General features: G+C 35.9%; 10 protein-coding genes and 1 pseudogene. 4 read left to right on the forward strand and 7 right to left on the reverse strand.

Features of this window, described 5'->3' with window-relative positions; translation table 11 throughout:
- The first annotated feature begins 58 nt into the window (after window positions 1-58).
- A complete protein-coding gene (gene bioB / locus P5P89_RS08160) occupies window positions 59-1,147 on the forward strand; it encodes a biotin synthase BioB (RefSeq protein WP_278011485.1) in 1,089 nt (362 codons plus the stop codon).
- Between the two features lie 67 nt (window positions 1,148-1,214).
- Here the strand turns inward: bioB and P5P89_RS08165 are convergent, their stop codons facing one another.
- The 3 genes from P5P89_RS08165 to P5P89_RS08175 are packed head-to-tail and all read right to left on the reverse strand — an operon-like array spanning window position 1,215 to window position 3,696.
- Window positions 1,215-1,634 carry a hypothetical protein gene (locus P5P89_RS08165; RefSeq protein ID WP_278011486.1) on the reverse strand — a complete coding sequence of 140 codons (420 nt, stop codon included), beginning with the start codon at window positions 1,632-1,634 and terminating at the stop codon, window positions 1,215-1,217.
- A gap of 11 nt (window positions 1,635-1,645) precedes the next feature.
- The gene (locus P5P89_RS08170; protein WP_278011487.1) at window positions 1,646-2,335 is read right to left on the reverse strand and encodes a response regulator transcription factor; all 690 of its coding nucleotides are present in this window, start codon (window positions 2,333-2,335) and stop codon (window positions 1,646-1,648) included.
- Window positions 2,335-3,696: a sensor histidine kinase gene (locus tag P5P89_RS08175; RefSeq protein ID WP_278011488.1), complete on the reverse strand. Its 1,362-nt coding sequence runs from the start codon at window positions 3,694-3,696 to the stop codon at window positions 2,335-2,337. Before P5P89_RS08175 ends, P5P89_RS08170 begins: the two co-directional genes overlap by 1 nt.
- Before the next feature lie 237 nt (window positions 3,697-3,933).
- On the opposite strand from P5P89_RS08175, the gene P5P89_RS08180 reads away from it, so the two are divergent.
- The 3 genes and pseudogenes from P5P89_RS08180 (at window position 3,934) to P5P89_RS08190 (ending at window position 7,334) form a co-directional block, all read left to right on the forward strand.
- On the forward strand, window positions 3,934-4,599 hold the full coding sequence (locus P5P89_RS08180) for a carboxypeptidase-like regulatory domain-containing protein (protein ID WP_278011489.1): 666 nt from the start codon (window positions 3,934-3,936) through the stop codon (window positions 4,597-4,599).
- Between the two features lie 137 nt (window positions 4,600-4,736).
- Window positions 4,737-6,320 carry an outer membrane beta-barrel family protein gene (locus P5P89_RS08185; protein WP_278011490.1) on the forward strand — a complete coding sequence of 528 codons (1,584 nt, stop codon included), beginning with the start codon at window positions 4,737-4,739 and terminating at the stop codon, window positions 6,318-6,320.
- Between the two features lie 145 nt (window positions 6,321-6,465).
- Window positions 6,466-7,334, forward strand: a pseudogene (locus tag P5P89_RS08190) (cupin-like domain-containing protein).
- Between the two features lie 118 nt (window positions 7,335-7,452).
- On the opposite strand, the gene P5P89_RS08195 reads toward P5P89_RS08190, so the two are convergent.
- From P5P89_RS08195 to P5P89_RS08210, 4 genes are all read right to left on the reverse strand, one after another.
- On the reverse strand, window positions 7,453-11,295 hold the full coding sequence (locus P5P89_RS08195; protein ID WP_278011491.1) for a calcium-binding protein: 3,843 nt from the start codon (window positions 11,293-11,295) through the stop codon (window positions 7,453-7,455).
- A 197-nt stretch (window positions 11,296-11,492) separates the two neighbouring features.
- Window positions 11,493-14,660, reverse strand: a complete 3,168-nt coding sequence (locus tag P5P89_RS08200) for a DUF7507 domain-containing protein (protein WP_278011492.1) — start codon at window positions 14,658-14,660, stop codon at window positions 11,493-11,495.
- Between the two features lie 397 nt (window positions 14,661-15,057).
- On the reverse strand, window positions 15,058-21,240 hold the full coding sequence (locus P5P89_RS08205) for a T9SS sorting signal type C domain-containing protein (RefSeq protein WP_278011493.1): 6,183 nt from the start codon (window positions 21,238-21,240) through the stop codon (window positions 15,058-15,060).
- 580 nt (window positions 21,241-21,820) lie between these two features.
- On the reverse strand, window positions 21,821-26,704 hold the full coding sequence (locus P5P89_RS08210; protein ID WP_278011494.1) for a LamG-like jellyroll fold domain-containing protein: 4,884 nt from the start codon (window positions 26,702-26,704) through the stop codon (window positions 21,821-21,823).
- Window positions 26,705-26,916: the final 212 nt, after the last annotated feature.

Raw genomic sequence — 26,916 nt, forward strand, 5'->3', positions numbered from 1 at the left:
CAACATTGGTTGATTAGAACTATTTAACTACTTTTGAAGCATCAAAAACAATGTATCAATGAGCGTTACAAAACACAACTGGACAAAAGACGAAATAATCGCCATATATAACAAACCTATGATGGACTTGCTGTATGAAGCAGCAACAATTCACAGACAAAAACACGATCCGAACGTAGTTCAGGTATCGACTTTACTTTCTATCAAAACAGGAGGCTGTCCGGAAGATTGCGGGTATTGCCCACAGGCTGCACGTTACAACACAGGAGTTGAGGGAAATGATTTGATGAGTGTAAGCCAGGTAAAAGCTCAGGCCTTACGTGCCAAATCTAGCGGATCATCCCGTGTTTGTATGGGGGCTGCCTGGAGAAATGTAAAAGACGGTGAAGAATTTGATCAGGTTTTAGAAATGGTTCGTACCATCAACAAACTGGATATGGAAGTTTGCTGTACTCTCGGCATGATTACCGAAAATCAGGCGCAGCGTCTGGCAGAAGCAGGATTATATGCTTACAATCACAACTTAGATACTTCTGAAGATTATTACAAAGATGTTATTTCAACACGTGCTTTTGAAGACCGTTTAGAAACCATTGAAAATGTTCGTAAAACTAACGTTACAGTTTGCAGCGGTGGAATTATCGGAATGGGAGAAAGTATCGAAGACAGAGCTGGAATGCTGGTTGCGCTTTCTACTTTAAATCCACAACCGGAATCAGTGCCGATTAATGCTTTGGTTGCCGTAGAAGGAACTCCTATGGAAGATGAAAAACCGGTAGAAATCTGGGAGATGATTCGAATGGTAGCCACTACCCGAATCGTAATGCCTGAAACGCAGGTACGTTTATCTGCAGGAAGAACCAATATGAGCCGCGAAGGTCAGGCAATGTGTTTCTTTGCAGGAGCAAATTCTATTTTTGCAGGAGATAAATTACTTACTACACCAAATCCTGATGTACATGAAGACATGAAAATGTTCGAGTTATTAGGATTGAATCCGCAAAAACCTTTTACAAAAGTATCACAGCCTAAAACAGTTGAAGCTGAAGATTCTCAATTTACTCCTCTTGGGGAAAAACCAAAATGGTCAAGGCCGGGACACACTATTGAAAGAAATGTTGAACATTCGATTAAATCAAAAGTTTAAGATTTTTTCTACCAACCTATAAATAAAAATGCTTTTGACACACAATTGTCAAAAGCATTTTTTTATTTTAATCATTTGAAATCAACTCACGTAATTTATTTCCGAGTTTTTCAAATTCTCTAACGGCATTTCCGGAACTCAATTCTTTATCGACATTCATTTTTAAACTGCCATTTTTAAAAGTGACGCTATAAATAATTTCTTCTGCATCTGTTTTTTTCCAAATCAAAACTTCACCTTTAGAAATCAGGTATTTCTCATCCAGATGATCCATTAGCATTCTTTTTATTTTATCATTTTTATCAGAATCAAAAGAGGCTTTGAAACTATAAGATGAATCTGAATCCTGAACCGAAACAGATGAACTGGAACTCGTAGTTTTTGTTTCTGATTTTTTAACTTTTGGAGGATTTGGCACTGTTGGCCTACTCTGGCTGTGCGCTAAAAAACTAATCGCTGTAAAAATAAGTACTATAATAATTTTCATAATCATTTGATTTAATTGTTAATCTTAAATTCAAAACCCAGGCCTCTTATGCTTGAGATACTTATAGCAGGATCTTCTTTAAAATATTTTCGTAACCGGCTGATAAAGACATCCATGCTTCTGCCTGAAAAGAAATCTTCGTTGCCCCAGATTTCCCTTAAAATTTCTTCCCTCTTAATGAGTTTATTTCGGTTCGCAAATAAAAAAAGGATTAATTGCGCTTCTTTTTCGGTAATTCGGTGTGTGATTGCATGATGTTTCAGCAAGTAATTTCGATAATCAAAAAAATAAGCGCCAATTTCGAAGGTCTGCTCTAAAACATTTTTTTCCTCATTTTTTTGAGAACGTTTTAAAATATTACCTACTCTTAAAATTAATTCTTCTACTTCAAAAGGTTTTACGATATAATCATCTGCACCCAACTTCAACCCTTTGATTTTGTCCTCCTTCAATGATTTTGCCGTTAAAAAAACAAAAGGCGTATCCGGAAATTGGTCCACTATCTTTTCTGCTAAAGTAAAACCATCCATTTGCGGCATCATTACATCCAAAATACAAATATCAGGCTTCGTCCCGGGAAGAGATCCCAAAGCTTCTTTACCGTTCTTTTTCCAGGATACTTTAAATCCTGAAAATTCCAGATACTGTTTCAAAATTGAAGCATAATCAAAATCATCTTCTACTAATAAAATATGTTTCATTATAACGGAATTGATATTAAAAATAGAGCACCTTTATTTTCTTCACTTATTACTTTTACATTTCCACGATATGCTTCCACTAATTGTTTTACATAAAACAATCCCAAACCAAGGCCTTTGGTATTGTGAAGATTTCCTTTTTCGACTCTGTAAAACTTATCAAAAATGGCAATATGTTCTTTTGGAGAGATCCCTTTTCCGTTGTCATTTATACCGAGTAAAAATGTATTATCAATACTGTTCATTTCAATATCAATTTGCGTAGCACCATATTTTACAGCATTATCCAAGAGATTAATCAAAATTGTATTGAGATGAAAACGGTCTATCTTTATAGTTATGGTTTCCTGATTCTGTTGGCATGTAATCAGAATATCAGGTTTGGAAAGCGTGAAATCATGTATTATTTCTTTGATTTCATTACAATTTATTTCGATGGAAGAACTTGTATCAGCGACTGGATTAACTGAAACATTCGCAACCTGCTGAAACAGTTTCTGAAGCCTGCTGTTTTGCCTTTCCAATAAAGATAAAGTTGTTTTATATTCTTCATTCGACATTTGAGTTTCCTTTCGCTGTAATGTTTTGATTGCAATATCCATTGTGGCCAAAGGAGTCTGAAATTCATGTGTAATATTGTTTACAAAATCCGTTTTTATATCGGCAATCCGTTTTTGGTTAATTAAATTTTTAATAGAGAGGTAATACAGGTACACGACAAAAAACATTAAGATCAGAGAAAACAATAACAACCCCGCCATTTGACCCAAAATCGTTTTTTGCCAGTTCGCAAAACTGTAAAATTGTTCTGTTTTTAACATGAGTGTATATTTTTTCTTTACAGCACCCGGATTATCAGATTCTGATTCATTCGTATTTTGCCACTTTCCGATCGAAGAAGAAATCTCATTAGTACTTTTTACTTTATTATCAAAAATCAACAGTTTACCATTATAAACAGAATCCGTTATATTATTGTTTAAAATAACCAGAGAGGTTAAATAATCACTGTAACCTATTTCAAAATCTTCTGGTTTTTTAAATTTTTCCATATACCTCTTCATAGCTTCAGAAAGGGAATCCTGATTTATCTGAATAAGTTTTAGATATTCTTTTTTTGCTATTTTTTTATAAACATATCTTTCGGATAATTTGCCGGTTTGCTCCATCCAACTATCTTTTATGGCATCAAATTCAGCATGGTCTTCCAACTCAGCAATCTGCTTTTTGATTTTGGTATTTACTTCCCTTTCGGTCAATTTATAAGTATTGTATATAAAATAGCCCTGAATAGCCGCCAATGCGATTACAGTAAAAATACATGCCCCGATTAAATACGCAATTTTCTTTTTGTTTTGCATGATGTAACAATTAACAAAAACAAATTTACCTTAATAATTGTTTTATGCTTTTAATAAATAACTGATTAACCCTTTATTAACCGAATGCTGAAATGAATGCCTTAAAAATCGGGAGTTCAGTTTATTTTGTTTTTTCGAAACTAAACTATCCAAAACTCTTTAACTCATCATTAACCGTCTATTAACCCAATACTCCGCAGCCGTTTCAGAGATTTGCTACCAACAAATCATCACATCATGAAACACTATCTTTTTATATTCTTACTCTTTTCTTTTATCGGAACTGGACAGCACAAAATTTCAGGAACTATTCTGGACGCTAAGAATAATCCCGTAGAGTTTGCTGCTATTTCTTTATTAAAACAGCAGGATTCGGTATTTTACAAAAGCACTCAAACTAACGAAAAAGGCTTTTTTGAAATAACACACGCTGAAAAAGAAAAATACATTTTGAAAATCAGTTCTTATGGACATTCTGAAAAATACCTCAATATTGATGTCCAGTCAGATCTACAGCTCACGCCAATTCTACTGGAACAAAATGCAGAAATACTAAATGATGTTACCATTACAACATCAAAACCAATTCTAAAAAGAAAAATTGACCGAATAGAATTTACAGTAGAAAATTCGTCACTTTCTACTAATAATGCCTGGGAAATCCTGGGCAAAACACCTGGCGTGACTACAATGAGCAGCGGCAATCTGATTGTTCGCGGAAGCAATAGTATTTTGGTCACTATTAATGACAAAAAAGTTTACTTAACAGGTGATGAATTAAAACAGTTTTTAGAAAATACAAATGGTGAAGATGTCAAATCAATAGAAGTTATTACAAATCCGCCGGCTAAATATGAGGCTCAGGGAGCAACCGTTTTAAATATCAGGTTGAAAAAAATATAAAATTAGGTTATAAAGGAACGGTAAGCAGTTCTTACACACAATCTATTTACGCAAAAGGAAATATCTCTACAAGCCATATTTACAAAGGAGAAAAACTATCGCTATCCGGACGTTATACCTTTGGTACTGGTACGTATGTGAGAGAAGGAGAAGATTTCATTCATTATTTGGATAATTCAGGCGAAACGAACTCGATTTGGGAAAGCATTCTGAAAAGAAAAAACAAATCGGCATCACAAAATTCATTTCGCGTGGGTTCAGAATATGAAATAGATAATTCAAATACACTCTCTTTTGGCATTACTGGTTCTATCAATCCGAATGTTCATGGGTTTTATAATGTGCCCACTTATATTTATGACCGTAACAGAAATCTGGATTCGCTTTATGTGACTCAAAACAACAGAGAAAAAACTTCCCGAAATAATGATTACAATTTCTCTTATGATCATAAATTTAAGGAGAAAGAGAAACTTTCTTTTTCTTCAGATTATACGCATTACTATTACAATGAAAATCAGGATATTTTCTCTTCATTTTCATTACCCAATAATCCTCCTTACCGACAAACACGATTTGTAAGCGACAACACTCAAAAAATTCAGCTTTTTTCAGCACAATCCGATTATGCGAATGAAGACAACGGAATCGAGATGGGAATGAAATTTGGAAAAGTAAAAGCAGACAGTCAGCTTATTTTTAAAGATGAAATTAATGGCGAATTAATTGAAAACACATCCAGAACTAACCAGTTTTTATATGATGAAACCATTTTTGCAGGTTACGCAAGCTATAACAAGGAAATAGAAAAATGGACACTAAAAGCGGGATTGAGAGGAGAATACACGCAACTAAAAGGCAATTCGGTTACGGTAACCGAAATAAACCAGCAAAAATACTTTAAACTTTTCCCCACTTTTTATGCGCTTTACAAAGCCAATGAAAACCATCAAATTGGATTTTCATACGGAAAACGGATTAGCAGACCTCAATACAGCTGGCTTAACCCATTCAGGTCTTACTACAATTCCTATTCGTATTTTGTTGGAGATCCAAAGCTTCAGCCTACCATCATTCACAACCTGAATCTGACTTATACTTTAAAAGACAAATACAACTTTGATTTGTACTACCGACATGAAAAAAATCCTTCAATGGAAATCTCATATCAGGATTATGAAACGACAACAGTTGTCTATCATCTTACTAATATCGAAAAAAACACTGCTTTAGGATTAGAATTCAATGCCAATTTAGTTTTCTTTGACTGGTGGGAATCCGGAATTCAGGCCGGTATCAATTATACTCAGGATACCTTTTTGGGAGTTGATGAAAAATTGTATCAAAACAAACGTTTGCAGTATAACGGAAGCACCAATAACCGATTTACATTCAACAAGAAAAAAGATTTTACCGCCGAAGTCAATTTTTATTACAACTCTAAATCTGTTCAGGGAACTTTTACGATTAGTCAGTCTACCAGCTTAGATTTTGCATTTCGGAAAAAGATATTTCAGGACAGATGGGAACTTTTTGCGATTTTTTCAGATGTTTATCGTGGAGAAAAACAAACAGTCATTACTAAATATGCAAATCAGTATAATTATTTTACTGATTACAGCGATACTCAGAGTTTTAAGATTGGTTTTAAATATAACTTCGGAAATCAAAAATTGAATGAAAAAAACAGAACACAAACTGAAGAGCAGAAAAGAATTTAACTCACACGAATTATTCTATCTTGTTGAATGAATGACCATACTTCAATCAAGTCAAAATTTTAATTAATAGAGTTAACAAATCTCAATAAATATTTTTAAATTGCTTATAGCTAACACTATAAGCATTTTTTTTATTTTAAAACAGATGAAATTAACACAAATTGAAAGGGTAAAGAAAATCTCAAAGTCTGAGTTTATATCCCAATATGTAAAAAATCAAATACCGGTTGTTATTGAAGAGCTGACTGAAGACTGGCCGGCTTATGAAAAATGGAAATTATCTTATATCAAACAAATAGCAGGCGATAAAGTTGTTCCTTTATACGATGACAGACCGGTAAACCACGAAGATGGTTTTAATGAAGCACATACTTCTATGAAGATGAGCGATTATATTGATTTACTTGAAAAAAACCAACCAATTACCGCATTTTTCTTTACAATCTAATGAAAGATGTTCCTGTCTTAAAAAATGATTTTTTATGGCCGGATATTGGCTTAAAATTAGTCAAGCAAATGCCTATGCTGTTCTTTGGCGGTCAAAATTCCAAAGTGTTTATGCATTTTGATATAGACTACTCCAATATTCTTCATTTTCATTTTCATGGAGAAAAACAATGTATGATTTTTCCTCCTGATCAGTCAAAATATATGTATAAGGTTCCTCATGCGTTAATTTCGAGGGAAGACATTGATTTTGACAATCCTGATTATGAAAAATTCCCTGCACTGAAAAATGCCCAGGGATACATCACAAACCTGAAACATGGTGAAATGTTATATATGCCTGAAGGTTACTGGCACTATATGAAGTATCTTACACCAGGATTTTCTATGAGCTTACGCTCTTTTCCTAAAAACATTGCCAACTTATCTAAAGCAGCTTATAATGTTTTTATCATGCGCCATTTTGATATTTTGATGCGAAAATTCAAAGGTCAAAAATGGATTGACTATAAAAATGAAAAGGCAATTCAGAATACGCATGAAAATTTACTAAAAGAAGCTGTCTAAATCCACTAAAAAAAGATGAATTTAAATTTGATTTAATTTATCTATAATCGGAGTCAAAGACTTTTTAAAAAGGAAAACCTTTGACTCCATTGTTCTTCTATCTTAATTTTACCAATAATTAATATATTATTTTTTGTGTCTTTAAGCTGTCTGCTGTTTGAATTTTAAGTAACAGAAGCTGATTTTCTGGTTTCAGATTAGAAATTATTATTGAATTTTGGGTGGCATTTTGTTCTAAAATCAATTTTCCACTTATATCGAAAAGCTGAACTTTTTGAATTTTTGAATCTTCTGATTCTATAACTAATTGTCCCTTCTTTTGATAAATTACAAATTCTTTTTTATTTGGCGAAATGTCTTTTAAATGCAATGTTTTAGATGTAAATCTTAAAACAAAACGAGTATTAAAAATTCCTTTTTCAGTTGAAAATACATAAGGTTCTTTTTTTAAATCATGTAAAATCATTTTGTCCTTATCTTCAAGATAAATGGATTGGTCCGTAAAAGTTTGATCCAAATGATCTATGCTTATAGTGAAATTTCCCTTGATTTCTGTTTTATAACCCAGGACTATTTCATCTGAATCTTCAAAAGGGAATTCCCTGCCTTGTATAGCCCAGCTTTTTTCTTCATTAAAACTATAAAAATCAATATACTTGTTTCCATTGAATGACTCTCCGTCAAAACCCGAATCGTACCCGTTTGTTGCTCCTTCAATATAACCAATTAAAAGTTGTTTGAATGCACTTTCTTTATTCGTAAGGTTAAGCCATATTCTGCTTCTTTCTGGTTTTTTCTTTTTTTCGGAAATCTTAGCAGGTTTAAAAAACTGTGAATTATGTTCTATAACTCGCATACTATTTTCAAATTTCACTTCCCCGGCAATTAAACTCTGAACAAAAAAAGATTGTGCCGAAGCAATTTTTCCGTCAGGCAAAGTTTCATTTTCACCAGAAGCGATTGCTGCTCTTGTACCCACACCTCCCAACAGATTGTAAACTGCGTAATCATCTGAAACATATTTATTAGCAAATGGTGTATTGTGCGTCCAGAAATAAAGAGTTCCTTTGATAACATCTTTGTTGTCTTTTAAAAATATATCCGCATCAAGAGCGGATGGGTATGGATTGCCAATTAAATTGAAACTATCTGTATTACCAACATTTGTTTTAATTTTTCCGTTAACTGGTATTCCTTTAAAAGTTGCCTCATGTTTTTCCGGAACCGTAACTGAGAAATCCTGTGCCCCACGAATAATATAACCTTTTCCTAATTCCATATTTCCTGATGGATTTTCCTCTTTCCAATTGTTTGCATTAAAATCAAAAGAGAAAAATTTATCTAATAATGTATTTGGAGAAACATCGATTAGTTTATGGTTTTCAACAGGTGAAGACCAATAAGTATAATCAAATTTTCGAATGGGTGTAGTTTTGCGTTTAAGATAAATAGTACCTGTATTTACTATTTCATCATCAGATTGATATAAAGCTGCTGTATCTTCTAAAGTCAGAATTCCGGATCCCGAATAATCAAAGTTTAATCCCAAAGTTTTTCCTGTTGAAATTGTCACTGTCTTTCCAGATTTTATATTACAACTACATGCATTTGTTGAAGAAGAAAATAAATAATCTTCTTCAAAAGTTAATTCCTTTTCGCCTGAAGAAAATCCATTTGACCAATTCGTACCGTTCCATTTTGAACTATTGACACATAATTTCAAACGGGCAATTCTATGTTTTGTCACTCCTGATACCGAGTTAAAATTGCCCCCGATAATCAGTTTATGATTAGATGTAAAGCCCATCGTATACAAAGTACTATTCAAATTCGCTGAAAATGAGGAGTCAAAAACACCATTAGAAGACAAACGCAATAATCGTAAAGAAGCTGTTCCGTTATAATTTCCTGAAAATGCACCTCCAACCAGAATCCTGTTGTCTGGCTGTACTAAAATACTTCGAACATCTGCGTTACTAAAACCAGTTCCGGAGTTAAAAGTTATGTCTAATGTCCCATCTGAATTAAGCCTTAAAATTCGTTTTTTTGAAACTCCATTAAAATTTAAAAAAGAACCTCCCGCAATAATTTTCCCGTCGGATTGCAGATCAAGGGCATATACGTTTTTGTCAAACCCAATACCTATAGAAAAGCTGCTATCTATACTTCCGTCAGCATTTAATCGTATTAACTTTGAATATCCTATACCGTTGAATGTATCAAATCTTCCTCCTAAGATGATTTTTCCGTCTGGCTGGACAATGATAGCATCTACAATTCCATTTGCACCTACAGCAGCATTAAAACTACCATCAATTGTCCCGTCCTGCATGAGGCGCACTATTCGGCCAAATGTAACGCCATTATATTTCGTGAAATTACCTGCTGCTAATATTTTCCCATCTGATTGAATCGATACCGAATATACCTGACCATTAAAACCGCTTCCGGAAACAAAACTGTTGTCTAAACTTCCATCAGGTAAAATTCGGGCAACGCGATTGCAGACTGTATTGTTGTAACTAGTAAAACTTCCAGCTATAATCATTTTTCCATCTAATTGCCGGGCTGCCGTTTTGATAGCATTATTAGCCCCTGACTGAGCTGAATTAAAAGTATTATCCAAATTTCCGTCAGGCAAAATACGGGCAATTTTTGAACATGCAATTCCGTTAAAATTTGAGAAATTACCAAAAACCATTGTATTATTATCAGGCAATGGTAATACTTTTAAAACCGAATTATCAAATCCGACTCCAGCCGAAAGATAACTAATATCATGAATTCCACTAGCATCTGTTTTAGCCAGTTTTCCCTGGTTCAAATAATCAAATACTGAAAATGACCCACCAATGTACCAACTGCCATCATCTGAATTTTCTAAACTAAATACTGATGCTGAACCAGGTCCTCCTCCTGCATTGAAGTCCGTTTTAATTGTGCCGTCTGGATTTAAAAGTATAAATCTGTTTACATCAGTTCCATTATACAAATCTGTAAAAGACCCACCGAGCATAATATTTCCTGACAGATCCGCTTTTATAACATTTACAGTACCGTTATTGAAACCTGTACCTGACAGAAAACCAGAATCGATTGATCCATCTGAATTCAACCGAATAATCCTGTTAGCAGCAATTCCGTTATAATCTGTAAATTCACCTCCCAGTATAATTTTTCCATCTGATTGTAAGTACATTGCGCGGATTTCATCATTAAAAGCAGTTCCAATATTAAAACTGATATCAATACTACCATCTGAATTTAATCGAACTATTCTATTGACATCGGCACCATTAAATTTTATAAAATTTCCTGACAGAATAATCTTCCCGTCGGGTTGGATCTGAACACAATTTATATTCGAAGGAGCACCTGAACCAGTTAAAAAAGTGGCATCTAAATTTCCATCAGGTAAAATCCTGGCTATCCTGTTTACAGTAATTCCATCATACTTTGTAAAGCTTCCAACGATTATAAATTTTCCATCTGATTGCCGGGCAATTTGATTTATAATGCCCGTACCTGCTGCTATAGAAGTATTAAAAGTGCTATCATGCGAGCCATCAGTATTTAATCGGATTAATCTGCCTGCAGCAACTCCATCATAACTGGTAAAATTGCCTCCAATAACAATTTTATCATCATTTTGTATGTAAGATGAATATATCTTTCCATTAAAACCTGAACCTGTATCAAATTCTTCATCTATAGTTCCATCTGTTTTGAGCCGTGTCAAATAAGAAAGTGGCTTTCCGTTAAAACTCAAAAATTCACCTCCTACAATTAAATTCCCATCTGTTTGCAGTGACAAGGTTCTTACTGCATTATTAAAACCATCACCATTAAAACCATCATCATAAATATTAAAACTGACGTCTGGTTTACCCTGTTGGGCTTCATTTGAAATAGACAATAAACTAAAAAGAATTATAAACAAGCAGTGTAATTTTGATTTCAAGATATTAGGATTTGGGTTATAAAGATCAGGCAAATACAATTAATAAGAATTTACATGCAATTTATAACTATCACTAACCTGTTACAATACCAACATTTAGTGATTTTAAGAACGATAAAAAATAATATTTTTTTCAAACAAAAACCCGATAGCTTGCGCTATCGGGTTTTTTAATTATTGTTATTGTGCTTTTTTCTTTATTTAAAAATCACTTTTTTAGTGGTCTGATAACCATTTTCCAGAACTACCTTTATCAGTAAAACCTGTTGAGCGAAAGGCAGATTCTGCATAATCAGATCAAGACTGCCTGTAGTATCTTTGCTATACAATTGCTTGCCAGTAATATCATAAATAAATACCTTATCAATGTTTTCCTTAGTCGAATTTACTGTAATGGTTTTGTTTTGAGCCACAACCCATACAGCATCATTCTCTGTTTCAAAATCACCTGTTCCTAATGTAGTATTTTTGTATCGCAGCACAAATCGATTCTTGAATGTCCCTGCCTTTGTCGTAAAAGCATAGTTTTTCGCCGTCAATTCGTTTATTGTACCGGTCTGTGTGTCTTCGAGATAAATTTTCTGGTTTGCCAGACTTCCATCAGCCTCATCAATTGCTATAGTAAAATCACCTGCAATTGTTGAACGATAGCCCAAAGGAACAACATCTGAATCACTGAATGGCAGTGCACGACCCTGAATGGTCAGGTTAGAAGATTCACTGATGCTGTAAAAATCAATATAACTGTTGCCGTCATAACTTATTCCGTCAAAGCTTGTATCATAACTGTTTGTAGCACCTTCAACATATCCGATAAGGGTCTGTTTGAATGCTCCTCCTGTATTAGTTAGATTCAGCCACAGGCGGTGTTTCTCAATTCCGGCTAATTTGGATGTTTTGCCCAGTTTGAAAAATTGGGTATTATTGGTTCCCCCATAACGCATGGAGTTGTTGAACTCCACATAGCCTTCTGCAGTTCCCTCTGCCCTCACAAAGAAAGACTGTCCTGCCGCTATGAAACCTGTCGGTTTCTTACCGTTATCAACAGCAGGTGTGCCAACAGCATGATTAGGATCACTTGGTGCAGAAGCAACACCTCCGGTCAGGTTGTAACTTGCATAATCATCTGAAACATACGCAAGCTTTGAATTCACCATTTTTATAGCCGTATTATGGGTCCAGAAATAAATAGTACCTCCCAAAATTGGATCATTATGGGCATTCTTTAAAAAATCATCTGCATGAATAGCAGAAGGATAGGGATTCCCGATCAGATAATATTTACCTGTCTGGAGATACTGGCTACTGGTGATGTTACCATTGTTTGGCTTGCCTATAAACTGCACTGGCTGTACATAGCTGGCCGCAGTGGGATCCGGCCACGCAAAAGGCTTTGGAACCCTGATGATATAACCGATTCCAGGCTGCATAACATTGGCTGATGACTCGATTTTCCAGCCACTTCCACTATAAGACTGGTATTTATCCCAAAGTGTATTAGGTGATAAATTGTATAGTGTCTGACCTTCTACTGGGGATGACCAATATGTAAAATCGAAATTTTTCATCGGCTGGGAATCGCGCTTGTAGATAATTTTACCAGAATTCACAGCGTTGGTTAATTGAATTAAACTCGCGTTATTCTCAAAGATTAAATTTTCATCTGTATCAACTGTCACCGCGTTTGTTATAGTCAATGTACGCCCTGTTTTTATAATAACTTTTGTTGTGCTTCCTGAAACCCTGCAACTGCAGCCATATAAATCAACATTTGGATCGACAGCAGGAGGATAATTTGCTGTGAAAACAATATTTTGATCTAAAGTTGGTACAGATCCTGTAGACCATGCAGTTCCGTTCCAGGTATTCGTTGTCTGACTAATAATTGAAGCAGGAGCTGTTAAAGGTGATTTACAGCCACTGCTATTATCCGTTACCCTAAAAGTATAAGTTCCAGCAGCCAAACCAGTGACAGTCGTTGTAGATCCGGAACCAGAAGTGCTTACTGTACCGCTTCCTGAATTTCTTTCTAAAGTCCATGCTCCTGAAGGTAAACTGCTTAAAGCAATAGTTCCTAATGAATTACAAGTTATGTTTTTTATTGTCCCTATCGTTGGAGGTGTCAATAAATTAGTTACGGTTTGGATATCATCTGCCTTAGTATTACCTGAAATATCTTCGATCGTGTTCGCTGAAGGATCAACAGCTGTAACTTTTGCAGAATTGATCACTCTCCCTAACGCTACATCAGCTGCTGTAATAGTATAATCAGCAGTTAAAGTTGTCGTTGCACCAACAGCCAAGGAAGCAATAGGAGAACCTGGTATTGTACCAATCATAGGGTCAGTTACTACTACATTTGTTAACGGAACATCTCCTGTATTGGTAACTTCAAAAGTATACCTAATTTTACCCCCTACTCCGCACCCCAACAATGTCGCTTTTTTTACTAAAGCTAAAGTTGCTATTTTTAACGAATTTGTATTAAAAGCAATAAATGCACAATCAGAACTTCCTGAAAAATTAACTACAAAACGATCTATCTGTGAGGAAGTTGCATCTGTAATTCCAAAAGCACTTAAATCAAAGGCGAGCAAGCGAATATCGCGGGTGTCATTTGCATTAAAACCAGCGGCCGGTGCTCCGTTATTAGTATTGAATAAATCCAGTCTGTAAGTTCCAACTGCCGGAATAGAACTAGAAGTAAAATCTACGTTAACAGAATTACCAATAACAACTCCTGATGCATTAACAAAACTGAATTTGTCAACTACTGAATTTGGCTGAGCAACCTGACTGACTATAATATCAGGGATACCATCTCCAATTATTCCCAATTGTATATTATTTGTACCTATTTTGAATTCAGCCAAAGTATTGGCTTTTATATTTGCAATCCCTGTACCCAAAGCCAATCCATTAATACCATCTGTAAGTCTATAAGCTAATTCAGCAGGCGTTGATAAAGCTCCTCCAAGAGCAGGAGTTAATATCCTATTCGTTAAAGAGCCATCAATATTAGAACCCTGCAAATAGTAGCTGGATGGGTCATATGGTAAAGATTGTATTTTTAAAGCTCTGAAACGGCTATTCACAAAACTAACAGAATTAGCAGTCAAAACAGCGTTATTAGCGCCTGTTGCATACGTTTTTCCCTGCCAGTCAAAGGCAAGCAAATTATTTTCTGTATTAGGCTGATTTGCAACAACATTAGTTGCCGAATTGGATGTGAAATAGGTGTTCCAATCGGTATATATTCTTGTTACCGAAGTTTGGCTTAATGTTTTGGAAGTAATGAGTGAAAAAAATAAAACAATAATCTTTAAAAATAAAGAACGTTTCATCAAAAGTGATTTTCTAATCATTGTATAGGCTTATAAAGATTAACTTAGTCTTGGAAATACTTCTTATTATGTATATCTAATAATTTTTCACTGTTCTAATATTTAAAAACAATTAAAAAAATACCTTTTAATACCCACACTAAGAAGCATATAAGCCACAAAAATAATCCTTTGTGTAACTTATTTTAATTGAAATGAGACAAATTCGATTAAAGGCATATAAACCCGATGTAGAACCAGGGTATTTTATACATGTAAAATTATATAGGTAAAAAGCTACATGAAAATATATTCAATCTATTAAATCATTCACTTTTAACCATAAAGGTTTTTTAAAATTAAAAGTGGTTAATATGATATTAAAATAAAAAATCCGATAACTTACGCTATCGGATTTTTTGTTTTATGGTTTGTAGTTTTATTTAAAGATCACTTTTTTAGTCGTCTGGTAGCCATTCTCCAGCACTACTTTTACCAGTAAAACCTGTTGCGCAAAGGGCTGGTTCTGAAGAACAAATTCAAGATTGCTTACCTTATCTTTACTATACAACTCTTTTCCGGAAACATCATAAATAAACACCTTATCAATATTTTCTGTTGTCGAATTTACTGTAATGGTTTTGTTTTGGGCAACAACCCAAACAGCATCATCAACCGTTTCAAAATCTCCCGTTCCTAATGTTGTGTTCTTGTAACGCAGTACAAATCGATTGTTGAATGCACCTGCCTTGGTCGTAAAAGTATAGTTTTTCGCCGTCAATTCGTTTATTGTTCCGGTCTGCTTGTCTTCAAGGTAAACTCTCTGGCTTGAAAGGCTGCCATCTGCCTGATCGATTGCAATGGTAAAATCTCCCGCTATTGTCGAACGATAGCCCAAAGGAACAACATCTGAATCACTGAATGGCAAGGCACGTCCCTGGATCGTCAGCCTGGAAGTTTCATTGACACTGTAAAAATCAATATAACTGTTGCCGTCATAAGTCATTCCGTCAAAATTTGTATCATAACCATTTGTCGCACCGTCAACATATCCAATCAGCGTTTGTTTGAATGCACCTCCCGTATTGCTCAGATTAAGCCAAAGGCGGTGTTTCTCAATCGCTGCGGATTTAGATGTTTTGCCCGGTTTGAAAAATTGGGAATTATTCGTGCCTCCATAACGCATCGAGTTATTGAACTCCACATAGCCTGAACCATCTTCAGCCATCGTAAAAAATGATTGCCCTGCTGCTATATAGCCGGTCGGTTTTCTGCCTGTATCCAATGAAGGGTTATCATTATACCCTGGATCACTTACAGCTGAAGTAGCAACTCCTCCTGTCAGGTTGTAGCTGGCATAGTCATCTGAAACATAAGCAAGCTTAGAATTGACAACCTTAATAGCGGTATTGTGGGTCCAGAAATAGATGGTCCCCCCTAAAATATTTCTATTGTTTACATTGCTGAACAAGAAATCATCTGCATGTATGGCCGATGGATAAGGATTCCCGATCAGGTAGTATTTCCCTTTATCCATATGCTGGCTGCTGGTGATGTGCCCGTTGTTTGGCTTGCCTATAAACTGCACTGGCTGTACATAGCTGGCTGCATTAGGATCCGGCCACGCAAAAGGCTTTGGCACCCTGATGATATAACCGATTCCTGGCTGCATAACATTGGTTGATGTCTCGATTTTCCAGCCACTTCCACTATAAGACTGGTATTTGTCCCAAAGCGTATTAGGCGATAAATTGTATAACGTCTGACCTTCTACAGGCGATGACCAATACGTAAAATCGAAATTCTTCATCGGCTGGGAATTTCGCCTATAAGTGATGACACCAACGTTATTATTGACATTATTAATTTGTACCAAACTGGCATTATTCTCAAATGTCAAAGAACCATTAACTGTTACTTCATTGGTTATAGTTAATGTAACTCCTGATGGTACTGTTGCCACTACACCTGAGTTAATTGTCAAAGCGCAACCTACTAAATTTGTTGTAAAAGGAGAATTAGGAATTACTGCAGCTATTATAACATTCATAGTCGCATTTGGCGGTACTCCTCTACTCCAGCTGCTTCCATTCCAAATATTTGAATTATTAAAAATGGTAACTGTACTAGCTGCAGAAGTACATCCATTAGAATTAGTTACGGTGAATGTATAACTCCCGGCTGATAGACCTGAGATAGTTCTGCTTGTTGTATTAGGAACCGCATTGCCATAGGTTGCAGCAGTATCTCCTGTTTGATTAATTGTCCAATCACCTGCTGGCAGATCTCGTAATTCTACACTACCGGTATTTGTTGTACAACTAATATGGATTATTGTCCCTACAGTAGGAGCTATTGGATTTTGATTTACTATTATTGATTCACTATTACTATTTGTCGTTCCACACCCATTAGTCGCATAATATCTGATTCTTTTTCCATTGTCAGCGAAAGAAACCGTATAAGGAACTACCAAATTTGAATATGAACCACTTCCCACTGCAGTCTCTAATTGCCAGCCAGAAGCTGAAATAGCAGAACCGTTAGTCGTAACAGTAGGTGCTGCAGGATTCAAAGATCCATCAGGACAAAATGCTGAAGGTGCAGAGATTGAAGCTATAGTAGGTACATTATTTACTGATGTTATATTTATTGGCATACTTGCAGAACAGCCAGCAGCATCTGCATAATTTAAAGTATAACTTCCGGAATCTAATCCTGTTCTGTTTAACGTAGTTGCAGCATCTGACCACGAAACGTCTAACAAATTCACATCTATATAATGAGCCCCATTCACTCCCTCCCAAAGATCTATTGTTTTTGCATATACAAGATTATTTGAAGCATCAAACAATTCTAAAAGCATATTTTGTCCTCTGTCCTGACAACAATCACTTCTATTATAGATTCGTAAATAATCAATGTTTTTTGCCGAAGCCAAATCTACTGTAATATATTCTCCTGCATTTGTGGATGCACTATGCCAGAAGCTATATCCTGCATAATCTCCATCAATCGCCCGTTGTGGGCCAAAAGTTGCTACATTACTATAAGTTGAGCTTGCAGAAGCTGTTGCACCATTTGAAGCTAATGCAACGTTATTGCCAGTAAAAATTTCAAAAGCCTGAATTTCCTGAACTTGCTGATGATCAGCATATTTTTGAGTTAATTTTATATATCGAATATTAGTCAGCCCTCCTGAAAGCGAAGGTGAAATAGTTCCATTATTAGAAGAAGGACAAGTTTCATCAACTTTATTAGGTGTAATTACAGGTGTCGCATTTAACATTACCGTAACATCCAATCGCGTTGTACTCTCACATCCTGAAGTTTGCGAAGCATAATAATGATTTCCACTTATTAGTGGCGTTGCTGCTGTCAGCTGATTTCCTCCTATTAGTGCATCATACCATTTTATACCTGTTCCTGTGGCGGTAAGATTTGCTACTGTTGGTGAACCTGCTGCACAAAATGTTTGAAATTCTGAACCTGTAGGTGTTGCTGGTGTAGGATCAACTAATATGGTATAATTAGTTGCTGTACCCGAACAGCCATTAACTGTTGGTGTAATAACATAGGTAACTGTTCCCTGAGTGGTTCCTGTAGTAGAAATCGTTTGAACAGGAATATTTCCTGATCCACTTGCCGTGAATCCTGAAACTCCAGCTGTTGCACTTGCAGTCCATGCAAAAGTAGTCCCTGTAATTCCTGAAGTAAGAACAACAGCAGTAGAACTTCTTCCGGAACAAATGGTCTGTGTTAAGGTTGTATTGGTAACGGATGGTCTAGGATTTATAACAAATGCTGTAGGTGTTCTACAACTTGGACTCGAAGAACATGCTGCATAAAAAATTGTTGTTCCTGGTGTGTTTGTATTGGCTAACCCTGAACCCGCAACACCAACCGGATTAAAAGAAGATCCGGAACCTAGTAATGTACCGCCTGAAGAAGCTGTATACCAATCTATAGAACCTGGAACAGTATAAGTAACCGTAATCTGCATATAATCAACATTTGCCGTTACAGTTCCACTCCCACTCCCCCTAGTGATAGTTGCAGATAAAGCAACACCAAAATTTGTTGCGTTGATATCTGCTGGATTCCAAGATGAACCCCATAAATCATTTGTTCCGCCATAAGATGCAGCATTAGTTGTTGTTACAATCCAATTAGTTGTTGTAAAACCTCTATTAGTAGAAGTAACTGCCCCGCTCTTTATTAAACTCACAATATTATCTCTGACATAATCAGAACCGCTATTTGCTGAAGCGTATCGATTCACAGAAACTGTGACACCAGTAATCGTAGCATTTGTAGGTATAGTAAATCCAAAATTTGTGGCTTGTAGATAATTTGTTGTTGTGGTTCCATTAGAATTCCTTGATGCACTTGTATTACTATTATCATCAGCAGTAATACGCCCCGGATTTGACCATGCCAAAGTACCAACACCTGTTACAGATGTTCCATTACCAGCACTTCTACTAGAACTTAAAGTTTGATCACAATTTGTCGAAGAGCTCAACGATCCGGAATCACTTGTACAAACAGTAACCCCTGTAGTTGTTGGACCTGCAGATGCTACCGTAATGGCATTAGAAGTAGCAGGACTTCCTGCCAAACAAGGAGAAGCGTTCGAAGTCATTTCACAAGTAACTACATCATTATTTAATAATAAAGTACTATTTGAATACGTTGTTGAGTTGTTTCCAACATTTACTCCATTCAATTTCCATTGATAAACCGGAGTTGTGCCCGGATTTGTTGGTGTTGCAGTAAACGTTACATTTGTTCCGGCACAAACAGTTCCAGCGGGTGAGTTAGAAATACTCACTGAGGCTGTCAAAACAGGATTTACAGCTAATGTTACGTTTTGGGTAAAAGTAGCAGAACAATTAGGTGTACTGCTTGTAACAGTAACCTCTGTAATTCTCAACTGCTGGCCATTATTAGCAGCTGTTAAAGCTGATGATGTAAAACTTGCCGCACCGGAACCATTAGCAACAATACCCGTTACTGCAGCCTGCGCAACACTATTGATAGTATAATTTATGGTAGAAGTACTATTTACTGGCAATCCTGTTAAATTTATCAAAGCTCCGGAACCTGCACATACTGCTGCTGCTTGCGATGCTCCTGTTAATGTTGGTGCAGGATTTACAGATAAAGTCACGTTTTGAGTAAAAGCAGCAGAACAATTAGGAGTCGTATTTGTAGTCGCAACACCTGTTATACGTAGTTGCTGACCATTATTGGCTGCTGTCAAAGCAACTGTACTAAAACTCGCTGTACCTGAAGCATCGGAAACTACACCTGTTACAGCAGTTTGTGCAGCACCGTTAATACTATAATTAATCGTTGAAGTAGCATTTGGCAATAATCCGGTTAGATTAATTGTAGCCCCAAATCCTACACAGGTTGCTATTGGTTGTGAAGCTCCTGTTAATGTTGGTGTGGCATTAACAGCCAGAGTTACATTTCTGGCAAAGCTGGATGTACAATTTGGTGTCGCGCTTGTATTAGTAATAGCTGTTATTTGCAATATTTGACCATTATTACCAATCGTTAATACAGGTGTTGTAAAACTTCCTGTTCCGGAAGCATCAGAAGTAACACCTGTAATTGGTGTTTGCGCAACACCATTAATAGTATAATTTATTGTCGAAGTAGTACTTGGTAATAAACCTGTTAGATTAATAGTAGCTGCTGAACCAGCACAAACGGCAGGCTGTGCCGCAGGTTGCGTCGCATTTGTTAATGTCGGATTGGGATTAATTGAAACACTTCCGTTCATTGGTGTAGTACAACCTGTAGTTCCTGCTCTGGCTACTGCTGTATAAATACCTGTAACAGTTTGGATTCCAAATGAAATAGGCGAACCTGTTCCAGCAAGAGCACTCCCAACAGCTATTGAGCCGTTACGGTACAGTTGGTAATTAACACCAATCTGAGAATTACTAACACCAATAGTAGTACTATTTCCTTCACAAATACTTGTTCCAGTCATGTTATAAGCTACAGGATTAGAAGTATAGAGCATGATATCATCCAAAAACCAGTCATCTCCTCCCCAGGCAAGACAAGATCCGATGGCTGTGCTTGAAGTTGTAGCAACAAACTCTAAATCCGCGGTAGTTGCGGTTGCTGGATTCCATGGAATGGTAAGTGTTATTGTACCTTGTGTTATAGTTATGCCTGAAGTTGCACCCCCAACTGTTAAAGGGAACCCTGATTGTGTATAAGTGGCCCCATTAGAAGTAGTAATATTGGCTGTTGTTATTTGAGTATTTGGACTTCCTACCGAACCAGCAGCATTATTAATCGTCATGTAAGTTACACCTCCTAATTTTATTACTAATGTAGCAGTTGTTGGACAGGTTGACAAACGATTGGCATTTTGTCCCTTGATTTTGAAGGAAAGAGTTAACGAATTATTAACAAGACCTGTTACGCTTTGCTTTAATGACTGATCAACCGCACCATCTTTTTCAATATAAATTTCATTTGGAGCCCAGGTTGCTTCATAATACCAGCCTGTACCAGAGCCTCCTAGTGTCCATCCATTGGCATTTCCTGTAAAAGTTGAATTAGTAACCACATTACAAGTCTGTCCATAGCCCATCTGAAACATCAAAAAAGCAAAAAAACCAATTTAACATTATTGTTAAACAAGTTAAATGATAAAAATTCTGGAATATTGTGATTTTGTTTTGAAAAAAATAAACCAATAAGAATTTGTAGTTTTTTAATCATGTTTGGGGCGGATTAAATTTAAAAAAAGTAAACTTATTTCTATTAAAATTGCTTTTTTGACAAATTTTATCAAATAACAACTAATAATACCCTAAACTTAATTAGTATTAAACCTGTAAACAGATTGATGTTCTGATAATCAAAACATAAGAATTAAAAACAAAATACTAAATTATTTGGGGCTAATTTATAGAACAAAAATAACAGTTCTGAATGGTTTTTTTATCAAATTTTAAACTATTCGATAAAAAGCAAAAAAAAGCGATAAAAAGAACCCTTTATTAGATAAAAAAAATATTTACATGTAAAATCTTACTATTTTTAAAATTTATTTGATATTAATTTATTTTCTTATCAGACTTAAAAACCTTTTTAAGATAAATTATGTTCATAAAAAAATCCGACAGGATTACTATCGGATTTTTTTTATGAAAAAACAATTATTCTTATTACCTGAATATGATTTTTCTTGTTTGTTCGTTATCGTCTTCCAAAAACACTTTCACAAGCAAAACCTGTTGTGCTGCATTTAACTGTGTGATTGAAAATTGATTGCTATTTATCTTATCTTTTTTATAAATCAATTTCCCGGAAATATCATATAAAAAGACTTTACTGATATTATCATCATTTAAAGATGTAATGTTAATGACTTTACGATTCACTGTAACAATCAAATTATTTTTATTATTGTCTAAATCACCTGAACCTAAATTTGAATCGCTGTATCTCAGGACAAAACGATCATCAAAAGTTCCGGCTGCAGTAGTAAACATATAATTTGATGATTGCAGATTATGTACAGTCTGGGTCAGTCTGTCCTCAAGATATATAGGCTGAGTGGATAAATTTCCGTCTGTCTGATTTATTCCTATTGTGAAATTACCAGAAATTGTGGTTTTATACCCCAGATGAACACTATCAGTATTTTCAAAAGGTAATGCCCGGCCCTGAATAACAAGCTTTTTATCGTTATTTATACTATAAAAATCTACATATTTATGGCCATCTAGCGTAATTCCGTCAAACTGATCTTCATAATTATTAGTTGCTCCCTGAATGTAGCCTATTAATGTTTGTTTATAGGCCTCTTTATTATTACTTAATTCAAGCCATACACGATGTCTTTCAGAATCTGCGGTTTTTTCCTGTTTAAAAAACTGATTATTGTTCCCTGCTATACGCATGCTGTTTGTAAAAGCAATTGTTCCGGGAGCTTTTGAAACGATAAAAAATGACTGACCTGCAGCAATTTTTCCATTAGGTTTCCTTCCCATATCCGAAGCAGGAATATCACTATGGCCAGGGTCACTTTTTGCTGAAGTACCCACACCTCCTGTTATGTTATAAGAAGCATAATCATCTCCTGTATAGCCATTACCTGATAGTGGCGTATTATGTGTCCAAAAGTAAATAGTTCCGCCTAAAATTGTACTATTAGCTGATAAAAATAAATTTGCATCCACGGCTGATGGATAAGGATTCCCTATCAAAAAGTAACGGGTTGCTGTAAGAGCAGTTACTTCTTCTGCAAAGATACTTCCATTATTAGGAACCCCAACAAACCTCACTCGCTGAGCATAAGGAAAAACTACATTTTCTCCATTAGCCCAAAGTCCAGCCTTAGGCGTTCTGATTATATATCCTTTTCCTGGTGTCATAGGACTTAACGGAGATTCCTGTTTCCATTTAATAAGAGTGGTGTTATATGATAAATATTTATCATACAATGTATTGGGTGAAAAAACATTAAGTACCTGACCGGCTATTGGAGAAGACCAATATGTAAAATCAAAATTTTCCATCGGTTCAGAGATTCTTTTGTATATAATATCACCTGTATTACTGATATCATTAGTCTGCACAAGACTTGCATTGTTTTCAAAAGTTAGCGTTCCTCCGGTTGTAACTGCATTGGTTATAGTAAAAGTATGACCGGAATTTACTACAACTGAAACACCTGAATTTACGGTACACGTACACCCACTTAAATCTTCTGTTGAAGTATAATTACCCGCAAAGACAATATTATTATTAATTGTTGGCGGGGTTGACCAGCCAGAACCATTCCAGATTGACGTTGGAACCACTAAAGAACTCAGTACAATATTAGCTGAATTAGGAGAATAACACGTATTTGTCTTAACGGCAGCAGTAAAGGAACTTCCTGGAGCAAGGTCAGATATAGTAACGCTTGTCCCACTTCCTGAAAAAGTCTGGCCTGTTGAAAATTGTAATGTCCATTCACCGGCCGGAAGACCATTCAATACAACTTTAGCGGTTGGATTAGCACATGTGGCCTGAGTTATTGTACCTACAGTAGGAGCTGTAGGACCTGTACTAACTAATATTGAAATAGTATTAGACGAAGCTGTCATCATGCCACAGGAAGCATTTCCTGAACGCACTCTGTAATAATAGGTAGTATTAGAACTCAGCCCTGTAACGTCAACACTCGTTACATTTCCCATATTTGAACCATTATAACCCGTAACAAAACTGCCAAAAGCAGGATCTGTAGAAACGTCTAAATAATAGGCATTAGCGCTGTCAACTGCATTCCAATTGGCTCTAAAACTGGTACAGGATAATATAGCAGCAGCAGTTGCAACCGGAGTTTTAACCTGCAGTGTCTGATACTGAATTACATTAGAATTAGCACTTACACCACAACTTGTATTTCTTCGGACCCTGTAATATATAATTCCCGGAGGAACATTGTTTACAGCATAAGTTGTAAACGTTCCAACATTTAAGCCATTATAGCCTGTAACAAAATTAGTAAAAGCAGCATCAGTAGCCACATCCAGTACATAACTTGTGGTTCCCCCAACTGCATTCCAATTTGCAGTTATAATAGATGTACAATTGGCTCCTGTTCCTGCAGTTGCGACAACTTCTGCAGCTGAACCAACTGTAAAAACTTTAGCATTTGGACTGCTTACACCTGTAAGTGCTACTGTAACCCTGTAATCCCCCGGAGTCAAACCCGTTAGGTTTTTTGTAGTGGCAATAACTGTATTATTACCGACCCTCTGCCAAGCATAGGTATATGGATCGACCCATTCGGGAGAATTCTGAAATGTACCATTGAATCCCGCAGGTGTAGAGGTTAAAGTCGTTCCTGAACCATCATAAAAATTATATCCGGCAATTATACCCGGCTCAAAACCGGAATATACTGTAGGACCAAATGCAAGACTCTCGATTCTTGATGCAGAAAGAGCAGTACTGTAAAATGCTGCTTTTAAAATACTTCCCGTAAAAGTTTCTCCATTTGTATTAGAAAAAACCCGGCTTCCTATTTTAGTAGTAAAAGTCGATGCCCCATAATTGGAAGTGTTCACTACACCCCCTGTTACCGGAACGCTAATACCATCAATATAAATCCTTATCCGGGCACCATCACCTGTAACTGCGATGTGGTGCCATGCTTCGTTTCCTAATGTAGCGGGAGTAAAGGAAGCAGTAACAGGTCCGGTTACAGAAGTCCATAATTCAAAAGTTGATGAAGAAGAAAAACCAAATTCTATTGCATCATTCTGACCAAACAAACTCATTCTGCCTGTTATATCAGATGCCTTAAACTTTATCCACCCACCCATAGTAAAAGCTGCTCTATTAGACAGTATCTGACTTCCCAAGTCTATGTAATCATTATCTGCCGCCACAAATCTGACACTGTTGTTCATATTAGTTATGGTGATACTACCATCACTTCCACTGGCACAAGAAGCAACTCCTACAGTTCCTACAGGCTGTGGTAACAAAGGAAAAATTGTCATCTCTGTAGTGGCAGTTACGCAGCCTCCAACATTGTAGGATATGGTATAAGTTCCTCCTAAGCTTGCTGTTAAATTTACCTCACCTGTTGATGTACTTACAAAAGACAAGCCAGACGGAGTTGCGGAATAAGTACCTCCTGTATCTCCGGATTGAGTAACTGCTACCGTACCTGTTGCTATAAAAGCATTTCCGGGATAGGAAATTGTTGGAGGAGGTGTAAATCGATACACCTGTCCTGTAGCTGGTTTTGCATTAAGCGTAAATATAAAAGAACTTGAAGTTGTGGTTGGACTTGCGGTCACATTATTCAAAAGCAAATATTTTCCATTGGCATCATATATACCTATAGTAGCACTTGGATTTCTCAATGCTCCCGCACCCTGCTTATAAATGTATTCTATAACGTTACTTTTTTCATACAGCCATACCTGAAATGAAATGGCATCAGTTGCTCCTGCATAATCCCACTTTTGCTTCGAAAATTCAAGTTTAAAAATTCTGTTAGGTGCTGTACCCGAAACTTGGTATTTTGGAATTACGGTAAGTTCAATATCATCCCACAATGGAAATAATGCCGGTTTTATAATATTAGCATTCGCAATATTATTGGTATAATTTTGTGATGCTGTTGGAGTAGGTGATGCAAATGTAATCCAGCCATTACTGGAAACCCTTATATTAGAATAAAAAGCTCCTGCAAAATTGAACGTAAAAGGTAAAGCAACCGAACTCGAAAGTACGTCATCTGAACTTGCAGCCAGAGCCGGTACATCTGTAGCCGACAATAAATTATCATAGGTCCTTGAACTTGCAGAAAAACAGTAATTGTTAGCCTCTAAACCTGCGGTAACTGGTGGAGTAAATCTATAAATTTGACCTGTTGCAGGTTTTGTACTAATGTTTGTTGTAAAAACATCCGGTTGGGCAACAGGTGCCCCGCTGGAATTATTTAATGTCAAATATCTGCTGGAACCATCATATATTCCTATTGAAGCTCCGCCGGAAGACGCAGTATTTGCTGCTACAGCTCCCTGATTGTACAAAAATTCAACTACATTTGTTGTCTCAAATAACCACAACTGAAATGAAATCACATCTCCGGCAACTCCATTACTCCAGCTTTGCTGACTCCACTCTACCTTAAACCTTCTGTGAGGAGCAATTCCGGTTGTTACATAACGCGGTGCAACATTACATTTTAAATTATCCCATAATGGAAATAAAATTGGCTTTCTTATTTCTGCATTTGCCTGGGTATTATCATTGGATTCAGCCGGTGTTCCTGAACCTAAATATATCCACCCATTAGGAGAAACCCTTATAGAAGTATAAGCTGTTCCTGCAAAAGTAAATGTAAAAGGAAGTGTTATCGCGTTAGAAATTCCTTCATCTGCTGTGGCTGGAATTGAAGTATCGTTTACTCCGGCAACACCTGTAAGCGAAATATAATTTCCCTGGATTGACGTAAAAGTATAATTACTTGCCGATTGCCCATATGAGTATATAAAAATTAAAAAGAGACCTAAAGCAATGTATATGTTTTTCATTTTAATTTATATTTAAGTTAATTAGGTTAAGTCGTTTCCTACTCAATAAACTATCATAAAAATGCATTTATGACTTAAAAATCTTAATTTAGCATTACTAAAACACAACCTAAAGTACTGCTAATCAATACTAAAATTTAACTTGAATAAATTAAAGATTACCTCAAAAAATATTTTAGAATATTATATACTTGGCAAATCGATCTATTTAA

The sequence above is a fragment of the Flavobacterium gyeonganense genome (assembly GCF_029625295.1).
In the GTDB taxonomy this organism is placed as follows: Bacteria; Bacteroidota; Bacteroidia; order Flavobacteriales; family Flavobacteriaceae; genus Flavobacterium; species Flavobacterium gyeonganense.